At 68.8% G+C, this 20,219-nt stretch carries 18 protein-coding genes; 8 read left to right on the top strand and 10 right to left on the bottom strand.

Annotated elements, in window-relative coordinates; all coding sequences use genetic code 11:
- Positions 1–21: 21 nt before the first annotated feature.
- Positions 22–1,713 (bottom strand): long-chain-fatty-acid--CoA ligase, encoded by a 1,692-nt coding sequence (locus MTES_RS17085; RefSeq protein WP_013586534.1) that lies wholly within the window; start codon positions 1,711–1,713, stop codon positions 22–24.
- 101 nt (positions 1,714–1,814) lie between these two features.
- Here MTES_RS17085 and MTES_RS17090 point away from each other — a divergent pair, with 101 nt between their 5' ends.
- Positions 1,815–2,126: a DUF2277 domain-containing protein gene (locus tag MTES_RS17090; RefSeq protein ID WP_013586535.1), complete on the top strand. Its 312-nt coding sequence runs from the start codon at positions 1,815–1,817 to the stop codon at positions 2,124–2,126.
- A 12-nt stretch (positions 2,127–2,138) separates the two neighbouring features.
- Here the strand turns inward: MTES_RS17090 and MTES_RS17095 are convergent, their stop codons facing one another.
- The 4 genes from MTES_RS17095 to glnA all read right to left on the bottom strand — a co-directional run bounded on the left by MTES_RS17095 (position 2,139) and on the right by glnA (position 6,698).
- Positions 2,139–2,699 carry a UDP-N-acetylmuramate dehydrogenase gene (locus MTES_RS17095; protein WP_013586536.1) on the bottom strand — a complete coding sequence of 187 codons (561 nt, stop codon included), beginning with the start codon at positions 2,697–2,699 and terminating at the stop codon, positions 2,139–2,141.
- A gap of 89 nt (positions 2,700–2,788) precedes the next feature.
- On the bottom strand, positions 2,789–4,750 hold the full coding sequence (locus tag MTES_RS17100; protein ID WP_013586537.1) for an alpha/beta hydrolase: 1,962 nt from the start codon (positions 4,748–4,750) through the stop codon (positions 2,789–2,791).
- Positions 4,747–5,115 carry a DUF6507 family protein gene (locus MTES_RS17105; RefSeq protein ID WP_148272905.1) on the bottom strand — a complete coding sequence of 123 codons (369 nt, stop codon included), beginning with the start codon at positions 5,113–5,115 and terminating at the stop codon, positions 4,747–4,749. The genes MTES_RS17100 and MTES_RS17105 overlap by 4 nt, the downstream gene beginning before the upstream one ends.
- 158 nt (positions 5,116–5,273) lie before the next feature.
- The gene (gene glnA / locus MTES_RS17110; protein ID WP_013586539.1) at positions 5,274–6,698 is read right to left on the bottom strand and encodes a type I glutamate--ammonia ligase; all 1,425 of its coding nucleotides are present in this window, start codon (positions 6,696–6,698) and stop codon (positions 5,274–5,276) included.
- A gap of 102 nt (positions 6,699–6,800) precedes the next feature.
- Between glnA and MTES_RS17115 the strand changes: the two genes are divergently transcribed.
- On the top strand, positions 6,801–7,259 hold the full coding sequence (locus MTES_RS17115) for an RDD family protein (RefSeq protein ID WP_050901810.1): 459 nt from the start codon (positions 6,801–6,803) through the stop codon (positions 7,257–7,259).
- A 40-nt stretch (positions 7,260–7,299) separates the two neighbouring features.
- On the opposite strand, the gene MTES_RS17120 is transcribed toward MTES_RS17115, so the two are convergent.
- Positions 7,300–8,010 carry a DUF4191 domain-containing protein gene (locus tag MTES_RS17120; RefSeq protein WP_013586541.1) on the bottom strand — a complete coding sequence of 237 codons (711 nt, stop codon included), beginning with the start codon at positions 8,008–8,010 and terminating at the stop codon, positions 7,300–7,302.
- Positions 8,011–8,130: 120 nt separating this feature from the next.
- On the opposite strand from MTES_RS17120, the gene MTES_RS17125 reads away from it, so the two are divergent.
- Complete coding sequence (locus MTES_RS17125; RefSeq protein ID WP_013586542.1) at positions 8,131–9,219, top strand: hypothetical protein; 1,089 nt, start codon at positions 8,131–8,133, stop codon at positions 9,217–9,219.
- A gap of 17 nt (positions 9,220–9,236) precedes the next feature.
- On the opposite strand, the gene sucB is transcribed toward MTES_RS17125, so the two are convergent.
- The 3 genes from sucB to MTES_RS17140 are packed head-to-tail and all read right to left on the bottom strand — an operon-like array spanning position 9,237 to position 13,834.
- Positions 9,237–10,949: a 2-oxoglutarate dehydrogenase, E2 component, dihydrolipoamide succinyltransferase gene (sucB, locus tag MTES_RS17130; protein ID WP_013586543.1), complete on the bottom strand. Its 1,713-nt coding sequence runs from the start codon at positions 10,947–10,949 to the stop codon at positions 9,237–9,239.
- A 54-nt stretch (positions 10,950–11,003) separates the two neighbouring features.
- Positions 11,004–12,377, bottom strand: a complete 1,374-nt coding sequence (lpdA, locus tag MTES_RS17135; protein ID WP_013586544.1) for a dihydrolipoyl dehydrogenase — start codon at positions 12,375–12,377, stop codon at positions 11,004–11,006.
- Positions 12,374–13,834 carry a leucyl aminopeptidase gene (locus MTES_RS17140; protein ID WP_013586545.1) on the bottom strand — a complete coding sequence of 487 codons (1,461 nt, stop codon included), beginning with the start codon at positions 13,832–13,834 and terminating at the stop codon, positions 12,374–12,376. The genes lpdA and MTES_RS17140 overlap by 4 nt, the downstream gene beginning before the upstream one ends.
- Before the next feature lie 85 nt (positions 13,835–13,919).
- Between MTES_RS17140 and MTES_RS17145 the strand changes: the two genes are divergently transcribed.
- The 3 genes from MTES_RS17145 to MTES_RS17155 all read left to right on the top strand — a co-directional run bounded on the left by MTES_RS17145 (position 13,920) and on the right by MTES_RS17155 (position 17,139).
- On the top strand, positions 13,920–14,846 hold the full coding sequence (locus MTES_RS17145; RefSeq protein WP_043361655.1) for a proteasome assembly chaperone family protein: 927 nt from the start codon (positions 13,920–13,922) through the stop codon (positions 14,844–14,846).
- Positions 14,847–15,133: 287 nt separating this feature from the next.
- Entirely contained in the window at positions 15,134–16,444 is a 1,311-nt protein-coding gene (locus tag MTES_RS17150; protein WP_013586547.1) for an RNA polymerase sigma factor, read from the top strand.
- Positions 16,441–17,139 carry a coenzyme F420-0:L-glutamate ligase gene (locus MTES_RS17155; RefSeq protein ID WP_013586548.1) on the top strand — a complete coding sequence of 233 codons (699 nt, stop codon included), beginning with the start codon at positions 16,441–16,443 and terminating at the stop codon, positions 17,137–17,139. The genes MTES_RS17150 and MTES_RS17155 overlap by 4 nt, the downstream gene beginning before the upstream one ends.
- A gap of 331 nt (positions 17,140–17,470) precedes the next feature.
- On the opposite strand, the gene MTES_RS17160 is transcribed toward MTES_RS17155, so the two are convergent.
- The gene (locus tag MTES_RS17160; protein ID WP_013586549.1) at positions 17,471–18,493 is read right to left on the bottom strand and encodes a sugar-transfer associated ATP-grasp domain-containing protein; all 1,023 of its coding nucleotides are present in this window, start codon (positions 18,491–18,493) and stop codon (positions 17,471–17,473) included.
- 45 nt (positions 18,494–18,538) lie between these two features.
- Here MTES_RS17160 and MTES_RS17165 point away from each other — a divergent pair, with 45 nt between their 5' ends.
- Together MTES_RS17165 and MTES_RS17170 are read left to right on the top strand one after the other, a co-directional pair.
- Positions 18,539–19,174: an alanine racemase C-terminal domain-containing protein gene (locus MTES_RS17165; protein WP_013586550.1), complete on the top strand. Its 636-nt coding sequence runs from the start codon at positions 18,539–18,541 to the stop codon at positions 19,172–19,174.
- Complete coding sequence (locus MTES_RS17170) at positions 19,171–20,214, top strand: alanine racemase (RefSeq protein ID WP_013586551.1); 1,044 nt, start codon at positions 19,171–19,173, stop codon at positions 20,212–20,214. Before MTES_RS17165 ends, MTES_RS17170 begins: the two co-directional genes overlap by 4 nt.
- Positions 20,215–20,219 lie beyond the last annotated feature (5 nt).

The raw sequence follows: 20,219 nt of genomic DNA on the forward strand, positions 1-20,219 counted from the left end.
GGGCCGCGGCATCCCCCCGCGTCAGGACATGAGGCGCTCGCGCACCTCGCGACGAAGGACCTTGCCGATCAGCGAGCGGGGGAGATCGTCGACGACGATCACCCGGCGCGGGACCTTATAGGCCGCGAGTCGCGACTTGCAGAAGTCGCGGACCGCGTCCGCGGGGAGGTCGACGCCGTCACGCACGACGATCGCCGCCGCGACGTCCTCCCCACCACGGGGTTTCGGAAGCGCGACGACCGCCGCCGCCTCGATGTCGGGATGACCGACGAGCACGTCTTCGACCTCGCTCGGCGACACGTTGAAGCCACCGGTGATGATGATCTCCTTCAACCGATCGACGATCGTCACGAAGCCGTCGGGGGAGACCGACGCGATGTCTCCCGTGCGCAGCCATCCGCCGTCGAGAAGGGTCTCCGCGGTGTCGGTGGGCCGGTTCCAGTAGCCCTGGAACACCTGGGGGCCGCGCAGCAGCAGTTCGCCCGTCTCCCCGAGGGCGACGTCGTTCTCGGGATCGGCCGGGTCGACGACACGGATCTCGGTGCTGGGGAAGGGCACGCCGACCGTGCCCGGGCGACGCGAGGGCCCGATCGGGTTCCCGAGAGCGACAGGCGAGGACTCGGTCATGCCGTAGCCCTCGACCAGCAGACCGCCGGTCGCGGCCTCCCAGCGGTCGACCGTCGCGACCGGGAGGCTCATCGCCCCCGAGATCGCGAACCGCACGGTCGAGAGGTCGATCGTGCCGCGGGCCGCCGCGCGGGCGAGCTGGTCGTAGATGGGCGGGACGGCCGGAAGGAAGGTCGGCGGGCTCTTCGGAATCGCGGATGCCACGAGCTCGAGATCGTACTTCGGGAACAGCACGAGCTTGGCGCCGATGCTCATCGCGAAGGTCAGGCACAGGGTCAGCCCGTACGCGTGGAACAGGGGGAGGACGCCGTAGAAGGTCTCTTCGCCATCGCGGAGCCCGGGGACCCACGCGCGCCCCTGCATCGCGTTCGCGCGCAGGTTGGCATGGGTCAGCACCGCGCCCTTCGGACTCCCGGTCGTGCCGCTCGTGTACTGCAGGAGCGCGATGTCGTCGAGCCGCGGTCCCTTGTGCTTGCGAGACAGCACGCCGTGGGTCAGCAAGGTCTCCCAGGGGCGCGTCCGCTTCGATGTCGGTGTGGCGGTCAGCTGCGCGCGCGCCTCGCGGGCCTTACGGACCGGAAGCCGGAGCGCCAGGCGCTTCGCGCGCGGCATGGCCCTCGTGATATCGACACTGATGACGTGTTCGAGCGCCAGGTCGGCGGGGAACTCGGCGACGACGTCGGCGATCTTGTCCCACACGATGGCGAAGCGCGCACCGTGGTCTTCGAACTGGTGACGCAGCTCGCGCGGCGTGTAGATCGGGTTGTGCTCGATGACGATGGCCCCGAGTCGCAGCGCGGCGTAGAACGCCGCCACGTGCTGCGGGCAGTTCGGGAGCACCAGCGCGACCCGATCGCCCGCGCGGACGCCGAGCCGGCGCAGCCCCTCAGCCGCATGGTCGATCAGGCGACCGAGCTCGCGATACGTCGTCGTCGCGCCGAAGAACTCGAGCGCGGGGCTCTTCCCGTACCGCGAAACGCTCGCGGCCATCATCTCGGGCAGCGTCTGCGTCGGTTCGTCGATCTCGTGCGGCACCCCGTCGGCGTAGGAGCTCAGCCAGGGACGCGAAGAGTAAGGCAGGGGCATGGCATCCATCCTTCCGTCCCCCTCCGCCATGACGGCGGCACGGCACCTGTGGGGATGCCGGGAGCCTGGAGATCATCGATGCTCAGGTCTAGCCTGGCGCCATGTGCCGCAACATCGTCCCGCTTCACAACTTCACGCCGCCGGCGACGGATGCCGAGTGCCATGACGCCGCGCTGCAGTTCGTCCGCAAGATCGTGGGGACGACGAAACCCTCGCGGGCCAACCAGGACGTCTTCGACCGCGCCGTGGCCGAGATCGCGGCATCCGTCCGTCATCTCCTCGACGACCTGGTGACGAACGCCCCGCCGAAGGTGCGCGAAGAGGAGGCGGCGAAACGCCAGGCGCGCTCGGCCGAACGCTACGAGGCGATCCGCGTCTTCCAGGAGCAGAAGCGCGCGGAGCGCGCGGGCTGAGCCCGCCGCGTGTCAGCCCTCGGTGTGTCGCTCGAACAGAGGAGTGGCATCTGGACTCTCCAGGTCTGGGACGCCGGTCTCATCCGGCACCGCCTGCAGCGGGCCGCGCAGCTGCTCCAGCAGGGCCGCGGCGTCGCCGGGCTCGCAGGTCGAGGTCGCACGAAGCTCGAGCATATCGACCGTGCCGTCGGCCGCGCTGCCCGGGATCATGTCGACGTCCAGCCGGGACACCTTCGCCTCCGGCTTGCCCGCGACGATCACGATGTTCTCGATGCCCTCCCCGTACGTGGGCGACGGAGCGAGCTGCCATCCGTTTTCTGTCATCCACGCTCGGAGATCCGCCATGCGCTGGGGACCCTCACCGTTGAACGAGAAACCCTCCGGCAGGTTCCGGCGCAGGAAGAACTCGTATCCTTCGTCGCATCGCTCTGGCACATCGCCGTACTCCGCAACGCGCCATTCGCCCGTGAATATCTGCTTCTGCACCTCGGCGACGGTCTCTTTGAACGCGAGATTCTGCTCTTTGGCTGCGGCGAAGCTGACCTCCTCGGAGGGGGTGACCTGAGGGGACATTTGCGGACCTCCACATGCTGTCAAGACGGTCGCGGCGATCACCGCGCCAAGGAGGGCAAGGGGCCCTCGTCTGCTGCCGCTTTTCGTCATCAGTGTGCTCCTGCCGTCTCCAGCGCCTCGCGCAATCCCACCACGAAATGCTTGAAGGACTCGGCGGACGGATCCAGATAGCCGGTCTGCTCCCTCGATTCATAGCGGGGGATTGCCGCACCGCCCGGCCCGACGCTCCACCCGACGAGAACATCCTTGGTGCTGTTGTGCGCGTCGTGACTGTCGGTCGATTCCCCGTCCTCGCCTCCAGGGGAACCGTACCCGGGCACGACCCCGCCGTTGGACCCGAAGCGCTCGACGCCCGGGATGTCGCGCGGGTCGACCGCGTGCGCGCTGCCCAACCAGTCCTTGCGTCCCCACTCCGCGATGTTGTCGTCGTCCGCGTGGGTCGAGAACAGCTCGGTCTGCCCGGAGCGGATCTGCGCGGCGAGTTCATCGCCCGTCTGCGGGGTCACCCCAGCCGAGCCGAAGAACCACACGTGCGAGACCAGTCCGGGGTTGTCGGACAACGCCTGACCGGTCATGGTCGTGCCGAGCGAATGCGCGCCGGCGTTCAGCTGCGCGTCGGGGTTCACGGTGCGCAAGCCCTGCCAGGTCTGCGAGAGCCGGGAAGCTCCCGCATCCGGTCGATCGATCTCCCGAACGCTCAGGACCCCTCCGGAGTCCCAGTCCATGACCAGCACGACAGCAGTGCTCTTGTCTTGCCCCGTGCGCTCCAGCTCGCTCGTCAGCGCCGCCTGCAGGTCGGCGCTCCCGCGTGCCCATTCGTTGAGCGACCCCAGATCGGTCCGGATGCCGTGCGTCAGCGTGGTGATCTGATCGGCGTTGTCGACGTCGCCGAACGCGATGTTCGCGCGCGGGGAGCCCTCGGTGTCGAGGAAGAAGCTGAGCAGCGTCGGCCGCGTGCCGTCGTCCCCGCGCTGCTCGATCACGGCGCGGAGGTGCTCGAGCCGCGTCCGGGTCTCGTCGTCGAGATCGTCCCGCGCGAGGGCCTGAGCGAGCCCTGAGCGATTGAACATCCCGCGCTGCGGAGCGGGGATGCCGTTGAGGTTCCCGACCACGAGCGGAGCCAGCGCGAGCAGCTGCGCGAGGGGACCCGCGTTCCACTCGCCGTTCGGCGCCGCCGTCGAGGTCGACGCGAGATCCGCGAAGAGGTCGCCCGCCCGATGCGGGTCGACGAAGGCGACCGCCTGAACGAAATCAGGGTGCGCCTCCATCCAGCGCTTCGCCGCGTCTTCGTCGGCGGTCGAAAGCCAATCGATGCGACGCTCGGCCGCGCGCCCGAGTTCGTAGGTGAGCTGCTCCGCCAGAGTCCGGCTCGTGGATGCCGCAGCCGGGGCTCCCGGGTACGCGTTATCCACGAATCCCCAGAACGTCTGCGCGACGCGCAGCGGCTCGCCACCGGCGGCGTAGACCTCAGTACCACCGGAAACACCCCGCAAGCGCGATGCGAGTCGGTCCTCCGAGTCCTCGATGTCGCGCCGGAGACGCTCGATATCGTCGCGCAACGCGTCGAGTGCGTCCTTAGCCTTGCGCAGCACCGTCCCCGCCGACGACCGCCCCAGCGCCGCATCCGCGGCGACGTCAGGGTCCGTGCCGCTCGATCGCGTCGACCAGTAGGTCGTGTCCGCCATCGCCTTGGCTTCTTCTGCCGACGTGTAGTCCGCGACGACGCTGCCGATCCGTGATGCCAGCTCTTCGCGACGAGAGCGGAGGTCGGGCAGTTCCGAGGATGCCGCCTCGTACAGCGCGTTTCGCGCGGCGATCAGCGATTCCGCGAAGCTCTGGGCGTCGTCGCGGGGCCGATCCAGCATCCGTGGCACCCCTTCGGCACCGGTCACGTGGAACACCTCGGGGTCGCTGAGGACATTCCACCGGTCATGAACCGTCGACATCGACGTCTGCGTGGCGTTCGCCACCGTGACGAGCCGCTCCGCGAGTCCCGAGACGACGGCGGGATCGAGGACCTGAGGCAGGTCGGCGACACTCGGCGTGCTCATCCGTACACCCCCGAGGTGTAGGCGTCGAGAGAATCGATGCCCCAATCATCCAGAGCGCGGGACTCCGCTTCACCCGCCGTGACGGACATCTCGACGTCGCCTGCGACCACGGCGGTGGTCGCCTCGGTCACGGCCGTGGCGGAGGCCGCGACGATGTGCGCGAGCTTTCCGGGAACGAGACTCCGCTCCTCGAGGAAATCGCCCCAGGCCGCGGACAGTGTCCGGCGGCCATCCACCGACAGCGAGCCGCCCTCGAGGGCGAGAGCATCGATGCCGGAGATGGCATCCGCGATGCCGACACCGGCATCGTCCACGCTCGCCAGAACCCCGATCACGCGATCCGGATCGACACGATAATCACCCACGATGGCCCCTCTCATCGATGCGACCATCCTGCCAAAGCCCTCTGACATCGTCCGAGACCGTTCGCGCGACACACAGGAGCGTCACAGGAAGCCCCGCGCAAACGGCGACGCCCGCCCCCGCGAAACGGCGGGAGCGGGCGTCGTCGACGATCGGGCGATCAGACCCCGAAGTACAGCTCGTACTCGAAGGGGTGCGGGCGCTGAGCGATCGGCTGGATCTCGTTCTCGATCTTGTACTCGATCCAGGTCTCGATGAGCTCCTCGGTGAAGACGCCACCCGCGAGCAGGAACTCGTGGTCGGCGCGGAGGGCCTCGAGCGAGTCGAGCAGCGAGTTCGGGACCTGCGGGATGTTCTTGGCCTCTTCGGCGGGGAGCTCGTAGAGGTCCTTGTCGACGGGCTCGTGCGGCTCGATGCGGTTCTTGATGCCGTCGAGACCGGCCATGAGCTGCGCCGCGAACGCGAGGTACGGGTTGCCCGAGGCATCCGGCGCGCGGAACTCGATGCGCTTCGCCTTGGGGTTCGAACCCGTGATCGGGATGCGGATGGCCGCCGAACGGTTGCCGGCCGAGTAGACCAGGTTCACGGGCGCCTCGAAGCCCTTCACCAGACGGTGGTAGCTGTTCAGCGTCGGGTTGGTGAAGGCGAGAACGGCGGGGGCGTGAGCCAGCAGACCACCGATGTACCAGCGCGCGATGTCGGAGAGCCCGCCGTAGCCGGTCTCGTCGTAGAACAGCGGCTTGCCGTCGTTCCACAGCGACTGGTGGGTGTGCATGCCCGAGCCGTTGTCACCGAAGAGGGGCTTGGGCATGAAGGTCGCGACCTTGCCCCACTCCTCGCAGGTGTTCTTGACGATGTACTTGAACTTCAGGATGTCGTCGGCCGCGTGCACCATCGTGTCGAAGCGGTAGTTGATCTCCTGCTGACCACCCGTGCCGACCTCGTGGTGCGAGCGCTCGAGGACGAAACCGGCCTCGATCAGCTTGAGGGTGATGTCGTCGCGCAGATCGGCGGTCTTGTCGACCGGCGAAACGGGGAAGTAGCCACCCTTGTACGGGGTCTTGTTGGCGAGGTTTCCGCCCTCCTCCGCGCGACCCGTGTTCCAGGCGCCTTCTTCGGAGTCGACCGAGTAGAAGCTCGAGTTCTGCTTCACTTCGTAACGGACGTCGTCGAAGATGTAGAACTCGGCCTCGGGGGCGAAGAACGCGGTGTCGGCGATGCCGGTGGAGGCGAGGTACTTCTCGGCCTTCTTGGCGACCTGGCGCGGGTCCTTGCCGTAGATCTCACCGTTGCGCGGGTTATAGATGTCGAAGATCATCACGAGGGTCTTCGCCTCGCGGAACTGGTCGACATACGCGGTGGTCACGTCAGGGATGAGCTGCATGTCCGACTCGTGGATGTTCGCGAACCCGCGGATCGACGAGCCATCGAACAGCTGTCCGACGGTGAAGAACTCCTCGTCGACAGTCGAGGCGGGGATGTTGAAGTGCTGCTGCACACCAGGAAGATCCGTGAAACGGATATCGAGGAACTTGACGTCCTCGTCCTGGATGAACTTCAGCACCTCGGACGAATCTTTGAACATGAAGACTCCAGAGGTAGAACATTCGGGATCAGGCCGACCTCGGCCAGCCTCCTCGACCCTACCCAGAACCGGTGTCCCGGTCATATCTCGCATGTTTCGGGGATGTTACACGGGCACGATTACGCTGGATTCGTGACCGCTGCCGCAGACAACGAGTATCCGGGCCAGCGGCTCGGCCTTCCCCGCGAGGGTCGCGGCTCCGTCGCCCGCCCGGGGCGGCGCATCGCCGCCCTCCTGATCGACGTGGCGAGCGCCGGGCTGATCGGATTCGCGTTCTTCTCGCATCCTGACCCGGTGACGGGGGTGCCGTTCGCGAACCCGATCGCCACGAACCTCATCTTCTTCGCGGCTCAGATCCTCTTCATCCCTCTCATCGGCGGGAGCCCGGGGCACCGACTGATGGGGATGCGTCTGGAGCTGGCATCCGGCGGATGGGTCGGCGTCTGGCGGCCCATCGTCCGCACAGTGCTTCTCGCCCTCGTCATTCCCGCCGTGGTGTGGGACTCCGACCAGCGGGGCCTTCACGACAAGGCCGTCGGGACCGTCCTCGTCCGGAGCTGAAAGAGCAAAGGCCCCGCCGAAGCGGGGCCTTTCTCGTTGATCAACGGGGGCGCGGAGCCCGCATCTTGTTCGGGTCGACGCCCTTCGGGATCGGCAGCGATGCCAATCCCTGAGACACCGACGAGACACGCTTGATGACGGCGGCCATCGTCGCACGGTCGACCTTCTTCGGCAGACCCTTGATGGTCGAGGCGAGGTTCTTGATGGCCACCTCGTCCTCCCCGTGCCCGACATAGATGACGGTGATCGGGACGCCGGTCGCCACACGCTGGACGCGGGCGCGCTCTTCGCCCATGAGCCGGGACAGGCGCGTACGCGAACCCTCACCGATGAGGACGACACCGCCGCGACCGATGGCTCGATAGACGGCTTCCTGGGTACGGGGGTTGACGCCGATGGGCGTTTCCGATGCCTGCCAGTTGCGGCCGAGCGACGATGACAGCACGTGGCCGGTGGCCCCCGGCATCCCGTCGATCTTCTTGTACATCGCGTGAGTCGACAGACGCGTCATCGTGATCATTCCGACCAGGATGCCGGCCAGCAGCCCCGTGAAGCCCCAGAGGATCACGCTCCACACCGCCACCGGCGGGATCAGGAAACCGATCAGCACGCCCAGACCTGCGCCCGCGAGCACGATGCCGGCCAGCGCGAACGGGAGCCAGCGGTACTCCTTCTGCGTGAAGGTGTAGAGCGTGCGAAGCTGCGAGAAGAATCCCGGACGCTTCTCGGGGGTGGAGGTACGAGCGGCCATAGGAATGATTCTATCTTCGCGCGTGGCGCCCCTCCTCCCCATGCAAGGGATGTTCGGTCTTGTCCACCATCGACCGCTCACCGGGCGTGGTGCCAGCGGCGACTCATCCACCATCGACGGATGAGCACCGCCGTCTCACCTCCTTTCGTCGAATTCCTGGACGACTACCTCCGTCGCCGTACGCGCAGTGGCCTGTCCCTCGCGCCCGGGGAGTCCGTCACCCTCGCCGTCGGTCTCCTGCGGGGATGCCGCCGGGCGGAGGATCGCGCGCACGGGGCGGCCTGGGCGCTGACCGCTCGAGGCTGCCCGGTGCTCATCGAAGACGTCGACGGCGAAGACGCCGTGGGGGTGACCGCGGCCGCCCTAGCGCAATTGGCGGAGATGATCGACGACGAGGATCGAGCACTGATCGAACGCGCGCGCGACGCCGTGCTGACCCAACCGCCCCGCGCGTGGGACGAAGCGGAGCGACGGCTGTTCGCGTGGGCCGAACCCGTTCCGCTGGTTCTCGGACCCCTGGCCCCGCGAGTGGATGACGGCGACACCCCTCCGCCCACCTTGCGCCGGCCACCGATCTTCCTCTCCGCCGTCGATGCCGATCTCGCCACCCTGGTCACCTCGGCGATGAGCGACCTTCGAGAGAGATGGAGGAGCCGACGATATCCCCGCGCACTCACCGTCGCGCTGGTCGCGGCCGGTGTCGCCGTGGTGCTCGGGCTGATTCTGCCCACGGGCGCGACGAACCCCGTCCCCCCGACCGGGTCCACGGCGTCGCCGTCCTCATCGATCCTTGACTGGACTCCGGATGCCGCCCGCCCGGCGACGCCGCGTCCGTCCGACCGACCGACGGTGCTGGATCCGGGCCGCCCGACGCCGCTGCTGACGGGGGAGACTCCGGCACCGTCTCCGGCCGAGTCCTCGTCCGCCGAGGAAGACATCGTCGATGCGGCGAGAGAACTGCTCACCACCTACTCGGCCTGCGCTGGGGAGACTGTGTGCGAGCAGAGCTTGCGTGAGGGGCGGGCAGACCCCGGGGACGCGCCACCCACGGATCCTGCAGGTGCCCGGATCTCGCTCGTCGACGACTTCGGTGGGCTCGCTGTGGTCCGTCTCGACAGCGCCGACGCGTCACAGTACGTGACGATCGTGCGGGAGAAAGACCGATGGCTGGTCCGCGACGTCAGAACGGTCGCGGACCAGCCATCATGAGCCGATCACGGCGGGGATCAGATCCCGAGGTCACCCTCGAACTGCGCGCCCTCCAGGCGAGCCTTCACGGCGCCGAGGAAGCGAGCGGCGTCCGCACCGTCGATGATGCGGTGGTCGTACGAGAGGGCCAGGTAGACGTACGAGCGCACGGAGATGGCATCCTTTCCGTCGACCGAGACGACGCCCGGCTTCTTCACGACGGCGCCGAGGCCGAGGATCGCCGACTGGGGGAGGAAGACGATGGGCGTGTCGAACAGCGCGCCGCGCGAACCGGTGTTGGTCAGCGTGAACGTGCCGCCGGCGAGCTCATCGGGCTTCAGCTTGTTGTCGCGCGTGCGGGCAGCCAGATCGGCGATCTCCCGAGCGAGCTGGGCGATGTTCTTCTCGCCCGCGTCCTTGACGACGGGGGTCAGCAGGCCGCGCTCGGTGTCGACCGCGATCGCCACGTTCTCCTGGGCGGGGTAGACGATCTCGTCACCCTCGACCGTCGAGTTGATGATCGGGTACGCCTTGAGCGCCTCGATCGCCGCGAGGGCGAAGAACGGCAGGAACGAGAGCTTGTCACCCGTCTTCTGCTGGAACTCGCCCTTCACACGGTCGCGAAGAGCGGCGACCTTCGTGACATCGACCTCGACGACGGTGGTGAGCTGCGCGGTGGCCTGCATCGACGCCACAGCACGCTCGGCGATGACCTTGCGCAGACGCGACATCTTCTGCGTGGTTCCGCGCAGCGGAGAGACCTCGACGGGCGCGGGGGCGGCTGCCGCAGAAGCGGCGGGAGCCGCTGCCGGAGCCGACTTCGCGGCTTCGGCAGCCTTGAGGACGTCTTCCTTGCGGATACGGCCACCGACGCCACTGCCCTTGACGGTGTTCAGGTCGACGCCCTGCTGCTGCGCCAGACGGCGAACGAGGGGAGTGACGTAGGTGACGTCGTCGTTCGAGGACCCTGCCGGCGCCTGCTCGGCCGGCTTCTCGGCGGGCGCAGGCTGCTCGGCCGGCTTCTCGGGAGCGGGAGCAGCTGCGGCGGGCTTCTCCTCGACCGCGGGAGCAGGCTGCTCGGCGGGCTTCTCTTCTGCGGCGGGAGCCGGGGCGGGAGCCTCGGCCGGAGCGGCAGCACCGCTGCCGATACGGGCGAGAGTGGCGCCGACGGCGACCGTCTCATCTTCCTGAACGAGGATCTCCTGAAGGGTTCCGGCGACCGGCGAAGGGATCTCGGTGTCGACCTTGTCGGTCGAGATCTCCAGCAGCGGCTCGTCGACCGCGACGTCGTCGCCGACGGCCTTGAGCCAGCGCGTGACGGTGCCCTCGGTGACGCTCTCGCCCAGCTCGGGGAGCTTGACATCGGTCGCATCGCCGGACGACGCCGGCGCGGGTGCCGCTGCGGGCTCGGCGGCGGGAGCGGGGTCTTCGGCCGCGGCCTCCTGCTGCGCCGGGGCTTCCTCCTGTGCCGCGGGGGCGGCCTCGGGAGCGTCGTCCGAGGACGCGGCGCCCGAACCGTCGCCGATCTTCGCCAGCACGGCGCCGACCTCGACGGTCTCGTCTTCTTGCACGAGGATCTCTTCGATCACGCCCGAGACGGGCGAGGGGATCTCGGTGTCGACCTTGTCGGTCGAGATCTCCAGCAGACCCTCGTCCTCCTGGACGGTGTCACCGACCTGCTTCAGCCAGCGGGTGACCGTTCCCTCGGTCACGCTCTCGCCGAGAGCGGGGAGGACGACGGAAGTGCTCATGGATATGTCTCCTTCGTACCGGATGCGGTATCTAGCTTAGTGACCGGTGAGCGGTCAAAGTGCGTGCAGGGGCTTTCCGGCGAGTGCCAAGAAGGCTTCGCCGAGTGCCTCGCTCTGGGTGGGGTGCGCGTGGATGAACGGCGCGATGTCTTCCGGGTGGGCTTCCCAGCCCACCGCCAGTTGAGCCTCGGTGATCAACTCACCGACGCGGTCGCCCACGAGGTGGGCGCCGACGACCGGTCCGTCGATCCGCCGGACGATCTTGACGATGCCCGACGTACCGATGATCTCACTCTTGCCGTTGCCCGCGAGGTTGTACTCGTAGGAGCGGACGGCCTCGGATCCGTAACGATCCTGTGCCTGGGCCTCGGTCAGCCCGACCGAGGCCACTTCGGGGTGCGAGTACGCCACGCGCGGGACATCGACGTCGGGAACGAGGACCGGCGACAGCCCGGCGATCTCCTCGGCTACGAAGATGCCCTGTTGGAAGCCTCGGTGCGCGAGCTGCAGGCCCGGCACGATGTCCCCGACGGCCCAGACGTGAGGGGCGTCCGTGCGCAGACGCTCATCGGTTCGGACGAAGCCGCGCTCCAGAGCCACTCCGGCTTCCTCGTACCCCAGGCCCGCGGTGACAGGACCCCGACCGACAGCGACGAGCACGTAGTCCGCCGCGAGTTCGGCGCCGTCGTCGAGCACGACCGTGACGCTGTTCTCGTCCGTCCGCAGCGAGGCGAACCTCCGACCGAGCCGGAACTCGATCCCGCGCTTGCGGAACGCCCTCTCCAGCGCCTTGCTCGACGCGGAGTCCTCCGCGGGGAGCAGGTGGGGGAGGGCCTCGACGATCGTGACGTCGACGCCGAACGAGCGCCACACGCTCGCGAACTCCACACCGATGACCCCGCCGCCCAGGACGACGACGCGGTCCGGGATGACGTCGAGCTCGAGGGCTTGCTCGCTCGTCAGAACGCGGCCTCCGACATCGAGACCGGGCAGGCTGCGGCTGTACGACCCCGTCGCCAGGATCACGTCCGCACCCCGGTAGAGGTCTTCGCCCACGCGCACGGCCGGTCCGGCCGCCAACGTCCCCTCGCCGCGGACCACGCGGATGCCCCGCGCCGCGATGAGACCCTCGAGACCCTTGAACTTCTTCGCGACGATTCCTTCTCGATACGCAAGCACGCCGCTCGGGTCGATGCCCGACAGCGTGGCGTTCACGCCGATACGGCTCGCGTCGCGAGCGGCATCCGCGACCTCGGCGGCGTGGAGCAGGGCCTTGGTCGGGATGCAGCCCCGGTGCAGGCAGGTACCCCCGAGCTTGTCCTTCTCGACGAGAACCACGTCCTTGCCGAGTTCCGCCAGGCGCAGGGCGGCGGCATAGCCACCACTGCCACCCCCGAGGACGACGACGTCGGCCGAGTAGTCGGTCATCGCGAGCTCGCCAGCAGCTCGACGAGCGAACGGACCGTCGCGGCCGTCACACCCTTGTCGGTGTACCCGAACGGAGCACCCTTGTTCATCCCCACGCCGGCGATGTCGAGGTGGACCCACGGGATCCGTGCGGCGTCGGCATCATCAGACACGCGGCCGACGAAGTGGCGCAGGAAGAGTCCCGCGAAGAGGGAGCCGCCGGCCGGGTCGCCGATCTTCGCGTTCTGGAGATCGGCGATGGGGGAGTCGAGGTCGTCCACCATGTGCGCGGGAAGCGGAAGCTGCCACGCGAGCTCGGAAGCGCGCGACGCGGCGGCGAGGTACTCGGCGACCGCCTCGTCCTCCCCCATGACGCCGGTGTGCCGATTTCCGAGGGCGATCGTGATCGCGCCGGTGAGCGTCGCCACATCGATCAGGAGGTCGGGCCGCTCTCGGCTCGCGGCCGCCAGCCCGTCGGCGAGGACGAGTCGACCCTCGGCATCCGTGTTCAACACTTCCACGGTGGTTCCGTCGAGCGTGCGGAGAACGTCGCCGGGGCGGGTGGCGCGCCCGGACGGCATGTTGTCGGCGATGCAGAGCCACGCACTGACGCGGACCGGAAGGGCCATCTCGGCGGCCGCTTTGAGGACCGCGAGCACGGTTGCGGCACCGCACATGTCGTACTTCATGCCGACCATCGATGCCGGCGGCTTCAGGGACAGGCCTCCGGTGTCGAACGTGATGCCCTTGCCGACGAGGGCGACGTGACGCTGAGCGTCGGCGGGGGAGTAGTCGAGGCGGACGAGTCGAGGCGGACGATCCGAGCCCTGACCCACACCCAGGATGCCGCCGAACCCGCCGTCGCGGAGGGCTTCTTCATCCAGGACTTCGACCTCGACGGGGAGGCCGGCGACCGCCTTGACCGCCTCGTCGGCGAAGTCGGCGGGTCCGAGCCACTCCGCGGGAGTGGTCACCAGGTCTTTGACGAGGGCGACGGCGCCGGATACTGCGGCGACGGCGACGACGTCGTCCTCCGTCGGAGCGTCCGACGAGAAGACGGTGACCCGGTGGGCGCGCGTCTTCGGCGACTCCTTCTTGTAGCCGGCGAAGCGGTAACCGCCGAGGGCGGCGCCCTCCGCGAGCGGGCGCCAGTCGGCGGGCGTCAGCGCCTGTACGGCGACGTGCTCGAAGCCCGTCAGCTGCCGAAGGCCCGCGCCGGCCGCGTCGCGGAGGGCGGCGGCATCCGGCGACGTCCCCGCGCCCACGACAGCGAGAGGTGTGGCGACGCCGGGAAGGTACACGCGCTGGAACGAGCCGGGGGCACCGGTGAAGCCGACCGCCCTCAGAGCCTCGCCCAGTCCGTCCCACCCCTCGGGGTCTGCACCTTCGCCCACGGGCTTGGCGACCACCAGGAGGATCGCATCGGCATCGGATTCGCGGAGGGGGGCGTCGGTGTGCGCCACAGAAGGAAAGGGCATGCGTTCCATCCTAGGTTCGCCCGTGTTCGCTAGCAGCGGGACGCACCGCGCCCCGGCGCCGGACCCGGCTCGTAAGCTGGAGGGCATGCCGTATTCCGCACCGCTGTACGATCGCGCACCTTCCGCGCCGCCGGTGCCCTCGGGGCTTCCCCTGGTGATCGCGCTCACCGGATTCACCGACGCGGGCGGCGCGGTGACGCGGCTCGTCGAGTACTTCCGCAATGATCTCGAACCGCACGCGCTCGTCGCCTTCGACAACGACACGCTCCTCGACTACCGTGCGCGGCGCCCCCTCATCACCTTCGTCGAGGATCACCTCACCGACTACCGGCCGCCGCGCCTCGAGCTCTCGCTCGCGCACGACTCCTTGGGCAGTCCGTTCCTCCTTCTGGCCGGGTACGAACCGGACTTCCTCTGGGAGGCCTTCGCCGAGAGCGTCCTCGAGCTCGCCGCCGGTCTCCAGGTGTCATCGGTGACATGGGTGCACGCCATCCCGCTTCCCGTCCCGCACACACGCCCCATCGGCACCACGGTGAGCGGCACACGCTCCGACCTGGCCGAGGCGCACTCGGTGTGGCGTCCCCACACCCAGGTCCCGTCGACGGCCGGGCACCTGCTCGAGTACCGCTTCGCCGAGGCCGGCGCCAAGGTGACGGGCTTCGCGCTCCTCGTGCCGCACTACCTCGCCGACACCGAGTACCCCGCCGCCACCCTCGCGGCGCTCGACAGCCTCACCGTGGCGACCGGCCTGGTCTTCTCGGGTGAGGTACTGCGCGAGGAGAACCGCGAGTTCCTGGCGAAGGTCACCGAGCAGGTCACCGGGAGCGAAGAACTCACGCGCATGCTCCAGGGGCTGGAGGAGCGCTACGACTCCTACATGGCCGGTTCGACGCAGGCCACCCCCATCATCCACACCGGTGATCTGCCCAGCGCCGACGAGCTGGCCGCCGAGCTCGAGCGGTTCCTGGCCTCCGGCGCGGGCGACGACGACCGACGCGGTCCTCTGGGCTGAACGAGGTCGCCCAGACCCTCCGCGCGACGGACGGTCCTGCTCGACCGGGCTCGGATGCCGATCCGCCTCGCTCACCGAGGAATGCGCGGGGGCGTCTGCGCGTTACTACGCATAGATCCCCGGCGCACGTCAAGTCCCGCGTCGAGGATGTGAGACAATAAAGAACCTGACCCGTTGTCGTCCGGTCCAGGAGCCCCGCTCCTCGGCTCCGGGCTTGACAAGGGTCTTACTAGTGTCCGAGAACGACCGGCGGCCGTGCAACGTACGTTCCCGGTGAAAGGCGAAACGTGGCAGGCACGAACACCAAGACCCGCTCCCGGAGTGCGAAGGACACCGACCTCGACACTTCCGAGGAGACCGTGACGGCGTCGACGAAGACGTCGGCCAAGAAGGCTCCCGCGAAGGCCAAGGCGACGCCCGCGAAGGCGAAGACGAAGGCCAAGAAGGACGACGACCTCGAAGACGAAGAAGAGGTCGACGAAGAGGTCGATGTCGAGCTCGACTCCGACGAGGACGACGACAGCGACGACGAGGCCAAGCCCGCCGCGAAGAAGTCGGAGGACGACTCCGACGACGACGAGGAGGCTCCGAAGGCGCCCGCCGAGGCGCTGCCGACCGGAGCGATCGTCATCTCGTCGAGCGACGAGGACGATGTTCCCGTCTACTCGGCGCAGATCACCGGTGCGACGGCGGATCCGGTCAAGGACTACCTGAAGCAGATCGGCAAGGTCCCGCTCCTGAACGCGGCCGAAGAGGTCGAGCTCGCGATGCGCATCGAGGCCGGTCTGTTCGCCGAAGAGAAGCTGTCGAACATGTCGGCGGCCGAGAAGACGAGCCAGCTCGGACTCGACCTGCAGTGGGTCGCCCGCGACGGTCAGCGCGCCAAGAGCCACCTGCTCGGCGCCAACCTGCGTCTCGTCGTCTCGCTCGCCAAGCGCTACACCGGTCGTGGCATGCAGTTCCTCGACCTGATCCAGGAGGGCAACCTGGGCCTGATCCGTGCGGTCGAGAAGTTCGACTACACGAAGGGCTTCAAGTTCTCGACCTACGCCACCTGGTGGATCCGTCAGGCCATCACCCGCGCCATGGCCGACCAGGCCCGCACCATCCGCATCCCGGTGCACATGGTCGAGGTCATCAACAAGCTCGCCCGCGTGCAGCGCCAGATGCTGCAGGACCTCGGTCGCGAACCCACGCCCGAGGAGCTCAGCCGCGAGCTCGACATGACCCCCGAGAAGGTCATCGAGGTGCAGAAGTACGGCCGCGAGCCCATCTCGCTCCACACCCCCCTCGGTGAAGACGGAGACAGCGAGTTCGGTGACCTCATCGAGGACACCGAGGCCGTGGTCCCGGCCGACGCCGTGGGCTTCACCATGCTGCAGCGCCAGCTCGAGTCGCTGCTCGACTCGCTCAGCGAGCGTGAGGCGGGCGTCATCCGTATGCGCTTCGGCCTCGGCGACGGTCAGCCCAAGACCCTCGACCAGATCGGTGACACGTTCGGCGTCACGCGCGAACGCATCCGCCAGATCGAGTCGAAGACCATGGCGAAGCTGCGTCACCCGAGCCGCTCGCAGTCACTCCGGGACTACCTCGAATGAGCGGCGAGGCCAACGCCGGTAAGGCGCTCACCCGCACTGTCGACGGCACCTCGTACGCGCGCATCCCGATCCGCACGCGGGTCGTCATGCCGGGTGACGACCTCGACGCGTTCATCCTCGAGTACGCGAAGGATGCCGTCCAGCCGGGCGACCTGCTGTTCGTCACCGAGAAGATCGTCGCCATCACGCAGGGCCGCTCGTACAAGCTCGACTCGATCAAGCCGCGCAAGCTCGCGCTGTTCCTGTCGAAGTACGTGACGCGCACGCCCTACGGCATCGGTCTCGGGATGCCCGAGACCATGGAGATGGCGCTGCGCGAGTGCGGTACGCCCCGGATCCTGTTCGCCGCGGCCGTTTCGGCCGTGACGAAGGCCTTCGGCCGCAAGGGCGACTTCTACCGCATCGCGGGCGACAAGGCACGGGCGATCGACGGTCCCACGAAGGGCACGATCCCGCCGTACAACCAGGCCGTCGTGCTCGGTCCGGAGCGTCCCCGCGAGGTGGCGGCCCGCCTGAAGGCGCTGCTCGGCGTCGACCTGGACGTCGCCGTGGTCGACATCAACGACCTGGGTGGCAACATCCTCGGGTCGACGATGGACAAGGCCGGCGAGAAGCGTCTCGTCGCCATCCTCAAGGACAACCCGCTCGGCCAGGGACACGAGTCCACGCCGTTGGGTATCGTCCGCCGCGGCTGACAGAACTCACCGCGAGAGGCCCGTCCCGTTTTGCGGGCGGGCCTCTCGCGTTTCCGGATGCCGCCCGCTCGGCGAACCGAGGTGGCAGAGCCCGTCGAAGCCACCGGACGCCTCCGCACCCCGGCCCCTTCGACAGGCTCAGGGTCCTCCCCACCGGGGGTGGCTGAGCTCATCGAAGCCACCGAAGACCGCCGCACCCTTCGACCGGCTCAGGGTCCACCCGCCCAGACGGCTGAGCCCGTCGAAGCCGCCAGACCCGCGAAGATCTCAGCACCTCACACAAACGCGGAAGGCCCGCCCCGCACGGGGACGGGCCTCTCGGCATCCGGAGTCAGAACCCGATGGCCGCCTGATAGCGCGGCTTGTGGCCGGTGCGGATTCCCGTCACGCTCGGCTTGTTCTCGTAGACACCGGCGCCCCAGTTGCCCTCGACGAGCACGGGGCCGTCCGGGCCGACGACGATGTCCCAGCCGACGTACTGCACCTGCGGGACGACGCGGGCGACCTGGTCGACGAACGCCTTGACCTCGTCGATCATCGGCAGCTGGAAGTCGGCGATGCGCACGCCCGAGTCGGGGTGCAGTTCGTGCACGTGCCCGTGCGAGTCGTAGCCGGCGCCGAGGGCATGGCCGTTCTCGTCGAGCATCGTGTAGAAGCCGCCGAAGGTCATCTGGTCGCTGACGGCGCCGCGGCCGAACTTCTGCGCCATCGCGAGGATGTGGGTCTTCTCCCCGTCGAAGAAGGCCGTCACGCGCGTGGTGTTGACGGTGCCGGGGCACACGGCCGCGAGGTCGTCGTGCTGACGGATGACCTCCTCGACGAGGATCTCGCCGCGCTCGAGGAGTCCGCGGTGGAACTGCGTCCAGTCCTCGACCTCGGCCGCGTGGTAGCGGTGCACGCCGGTGCCGGCCTGACCGACCGGCTCCTTGGTGACGATGGTGCCGAGGCGCTCCGTGAAGGCGCGCAGTTCGTCGGCGTTGTCGGCATCCACCACCATCCAGTCGCGGCGGAGGAAGTCGCTGAACTTTCGGTCGAACTCCACCTTGTCTTGGAAGAGTCCTCGGTAGTCGGGGTGGTCGTACTTCTGCGAGATCTGGTTCGAGACCGGGTGCGTCATGTACGTGGCGCGCTCGGCGGGGGTGAGGATCGCGAAGTCGTAGTCGATGTAGTCCTGGAAACCGACGTTCTTCACGCCGGCCTGGTAGAGCATGTCGGCGACGACGAGCGGCAGCGCCTTGCCGTGCTGCGTCGAGGCCTCTTTGGCTCGTTCGATGACCGAGCCCACGTCGATGCGACGGGCACGTCCGGCGAGGTAGCGCAGACGGGTGACGGGGGAGAAGCCCTGGCTAGGCATGCACGCTCCGGGGTCGGGGATGACGGACCCCGTTAGTCTAAAGGGGTGACCTCCACGCTCCCTGCCCGCGCGTCCGCCGCCCGGGGAGTCGCTCCGGTCGCGTTGGTCTCGGCGTCCGCGTTGCGCCGCAACGCCCCCCTCGCCGTGGGCGGCGACGACGACGTTCTCGCCGCCGACGCGTGGGGCCACGGCGCGGAGTGGGTGGCATCCGTGCTCGCCGATCTGGATCTGGATGCCACCGCCCTCGACGCGGTGACCCTGTTCGGCCTGCCCGGATCTCACGCGCTCCCCGTACTGTCTCTGCGCGGTCGCGCGCTGGGCACCAAGGCGCTGCTGCGCGGTGAGGGCGTCTCCTACGGCTACACGCACCGTGCCCCCCACGACACGCGCGTGGCCCTCGTCACGGGCGGCTACGCCCAGGGTGTGGTGCGCTCCCTCGGCAACGCCGTGACGGTGGCGATCGACGGGCGCCGGCACCGCATCGTCGGGCGCGTCGCGATGGACGTCTGCGTCGTCGACGTCGGTGACGCCGACATCGCACGCGGAGCGGAGGTCGTCTTCTTCGGCGACCCGGCAGAGGGCCACCCCTCGCTCGAAGAATGGACGGATGCCACCGGCTGGAGCGCGGCGGAGATCGTCGCCGCCGTGGGCGTCCGAGCCGAGCGGAGGGTCGTCGCATGAGCGCGCAGTACCGCGTCGACCTCGACGCCTTCGCCCGCAACCTCCACCGCGTGCGTGACGCCGTGGCGCCCGCCGAGCCGATGTTCGTGGTCAAGGACGACGCCTACGCGCACGGCCTCGAGGTGCTCGTGCGGCGCGCACGGAGCGAGGGAGTGCGCTGGTTCGGAGCGTTCGACGTGGTCACCGGCGCGGCGGTGCGGGCCATCGCCGGTCCCGATGCGCGCATCTTCGTCTGGTTGATCGGCGGCGCCGACGACCTCGCGGCGGGGATCGCGGCCGACCTCGACCTCGGTGTGGGCGACCAGTCGCTCCTCGACGACCTCGCGGCCCTCACCGCGGACGGCTCTGCCCGCGTGCACCTCAAGATCGACACGGGCCTGCACCGCAACGGCATCCGTCCCGAGGACTGGGATGCCGCGCTCGCCCGCACGGCCACACTCGTCGAGCAAGGCCGCGTCCGGTTCGAGGGCATCTGGTCGCACATCTCGGAAGCCTCGGATGCCGATGACGACGACGCCCGTGCGCTGTTCCTCGCGGCGCGCGACGCGGCGCGTGCCGTCGGCCTGGAGCCGCGCTTCTCTCACCTGGCCGCCAGCGCCGCGGGCTTCGCCCGCGGGGAGTTCCGCGAGGACCTCGTGCGTGTCGGGGCGTTCTCGTACGGCATCCGTCCGGCCGGCGGCCCAGGCGAGGCGGAGTTGGGCATCGAGCCCATCGCGAGCCTGACCGCGACGGTCGCCTCGGTCGATTCCCAGGGCGTGCACGTGGACGTGGGGAGCGCGCACGGGCTCCCCAGCGCCCTCGCCGGGCGATTCGACGTCGCCACTTCGGCGGGTCCGCGTCGTGTCGAGGCGATCGGGTTCACCTCGCTGACGGTCGCCCCGTGGGAGACCGCGGAAGTCGGCGAACCCCTCACGATCTTCGGGCGGGGAGCGCTGTGCAGCGCAACGGATCTCGCGGAACTCATCGACACGATCGGTGAGGAGATCGCTCTGCGCGTGTCGCCCGTCCTTCCGCGCGTCTACACGACGGGCCGGGCCTGACGGCA

The sequence above is a fragment of the Microbacterium testaceum StLB037 genome, from assembly GCF_000202635.1.
GTDB classification, from domain to species: domain Bacteria; phylum Actinomycetota; class Actinomycetes; order Actinomycetales; family Microbacteriaceae; genus Microbacterium; species Microbacterium testaceum_F.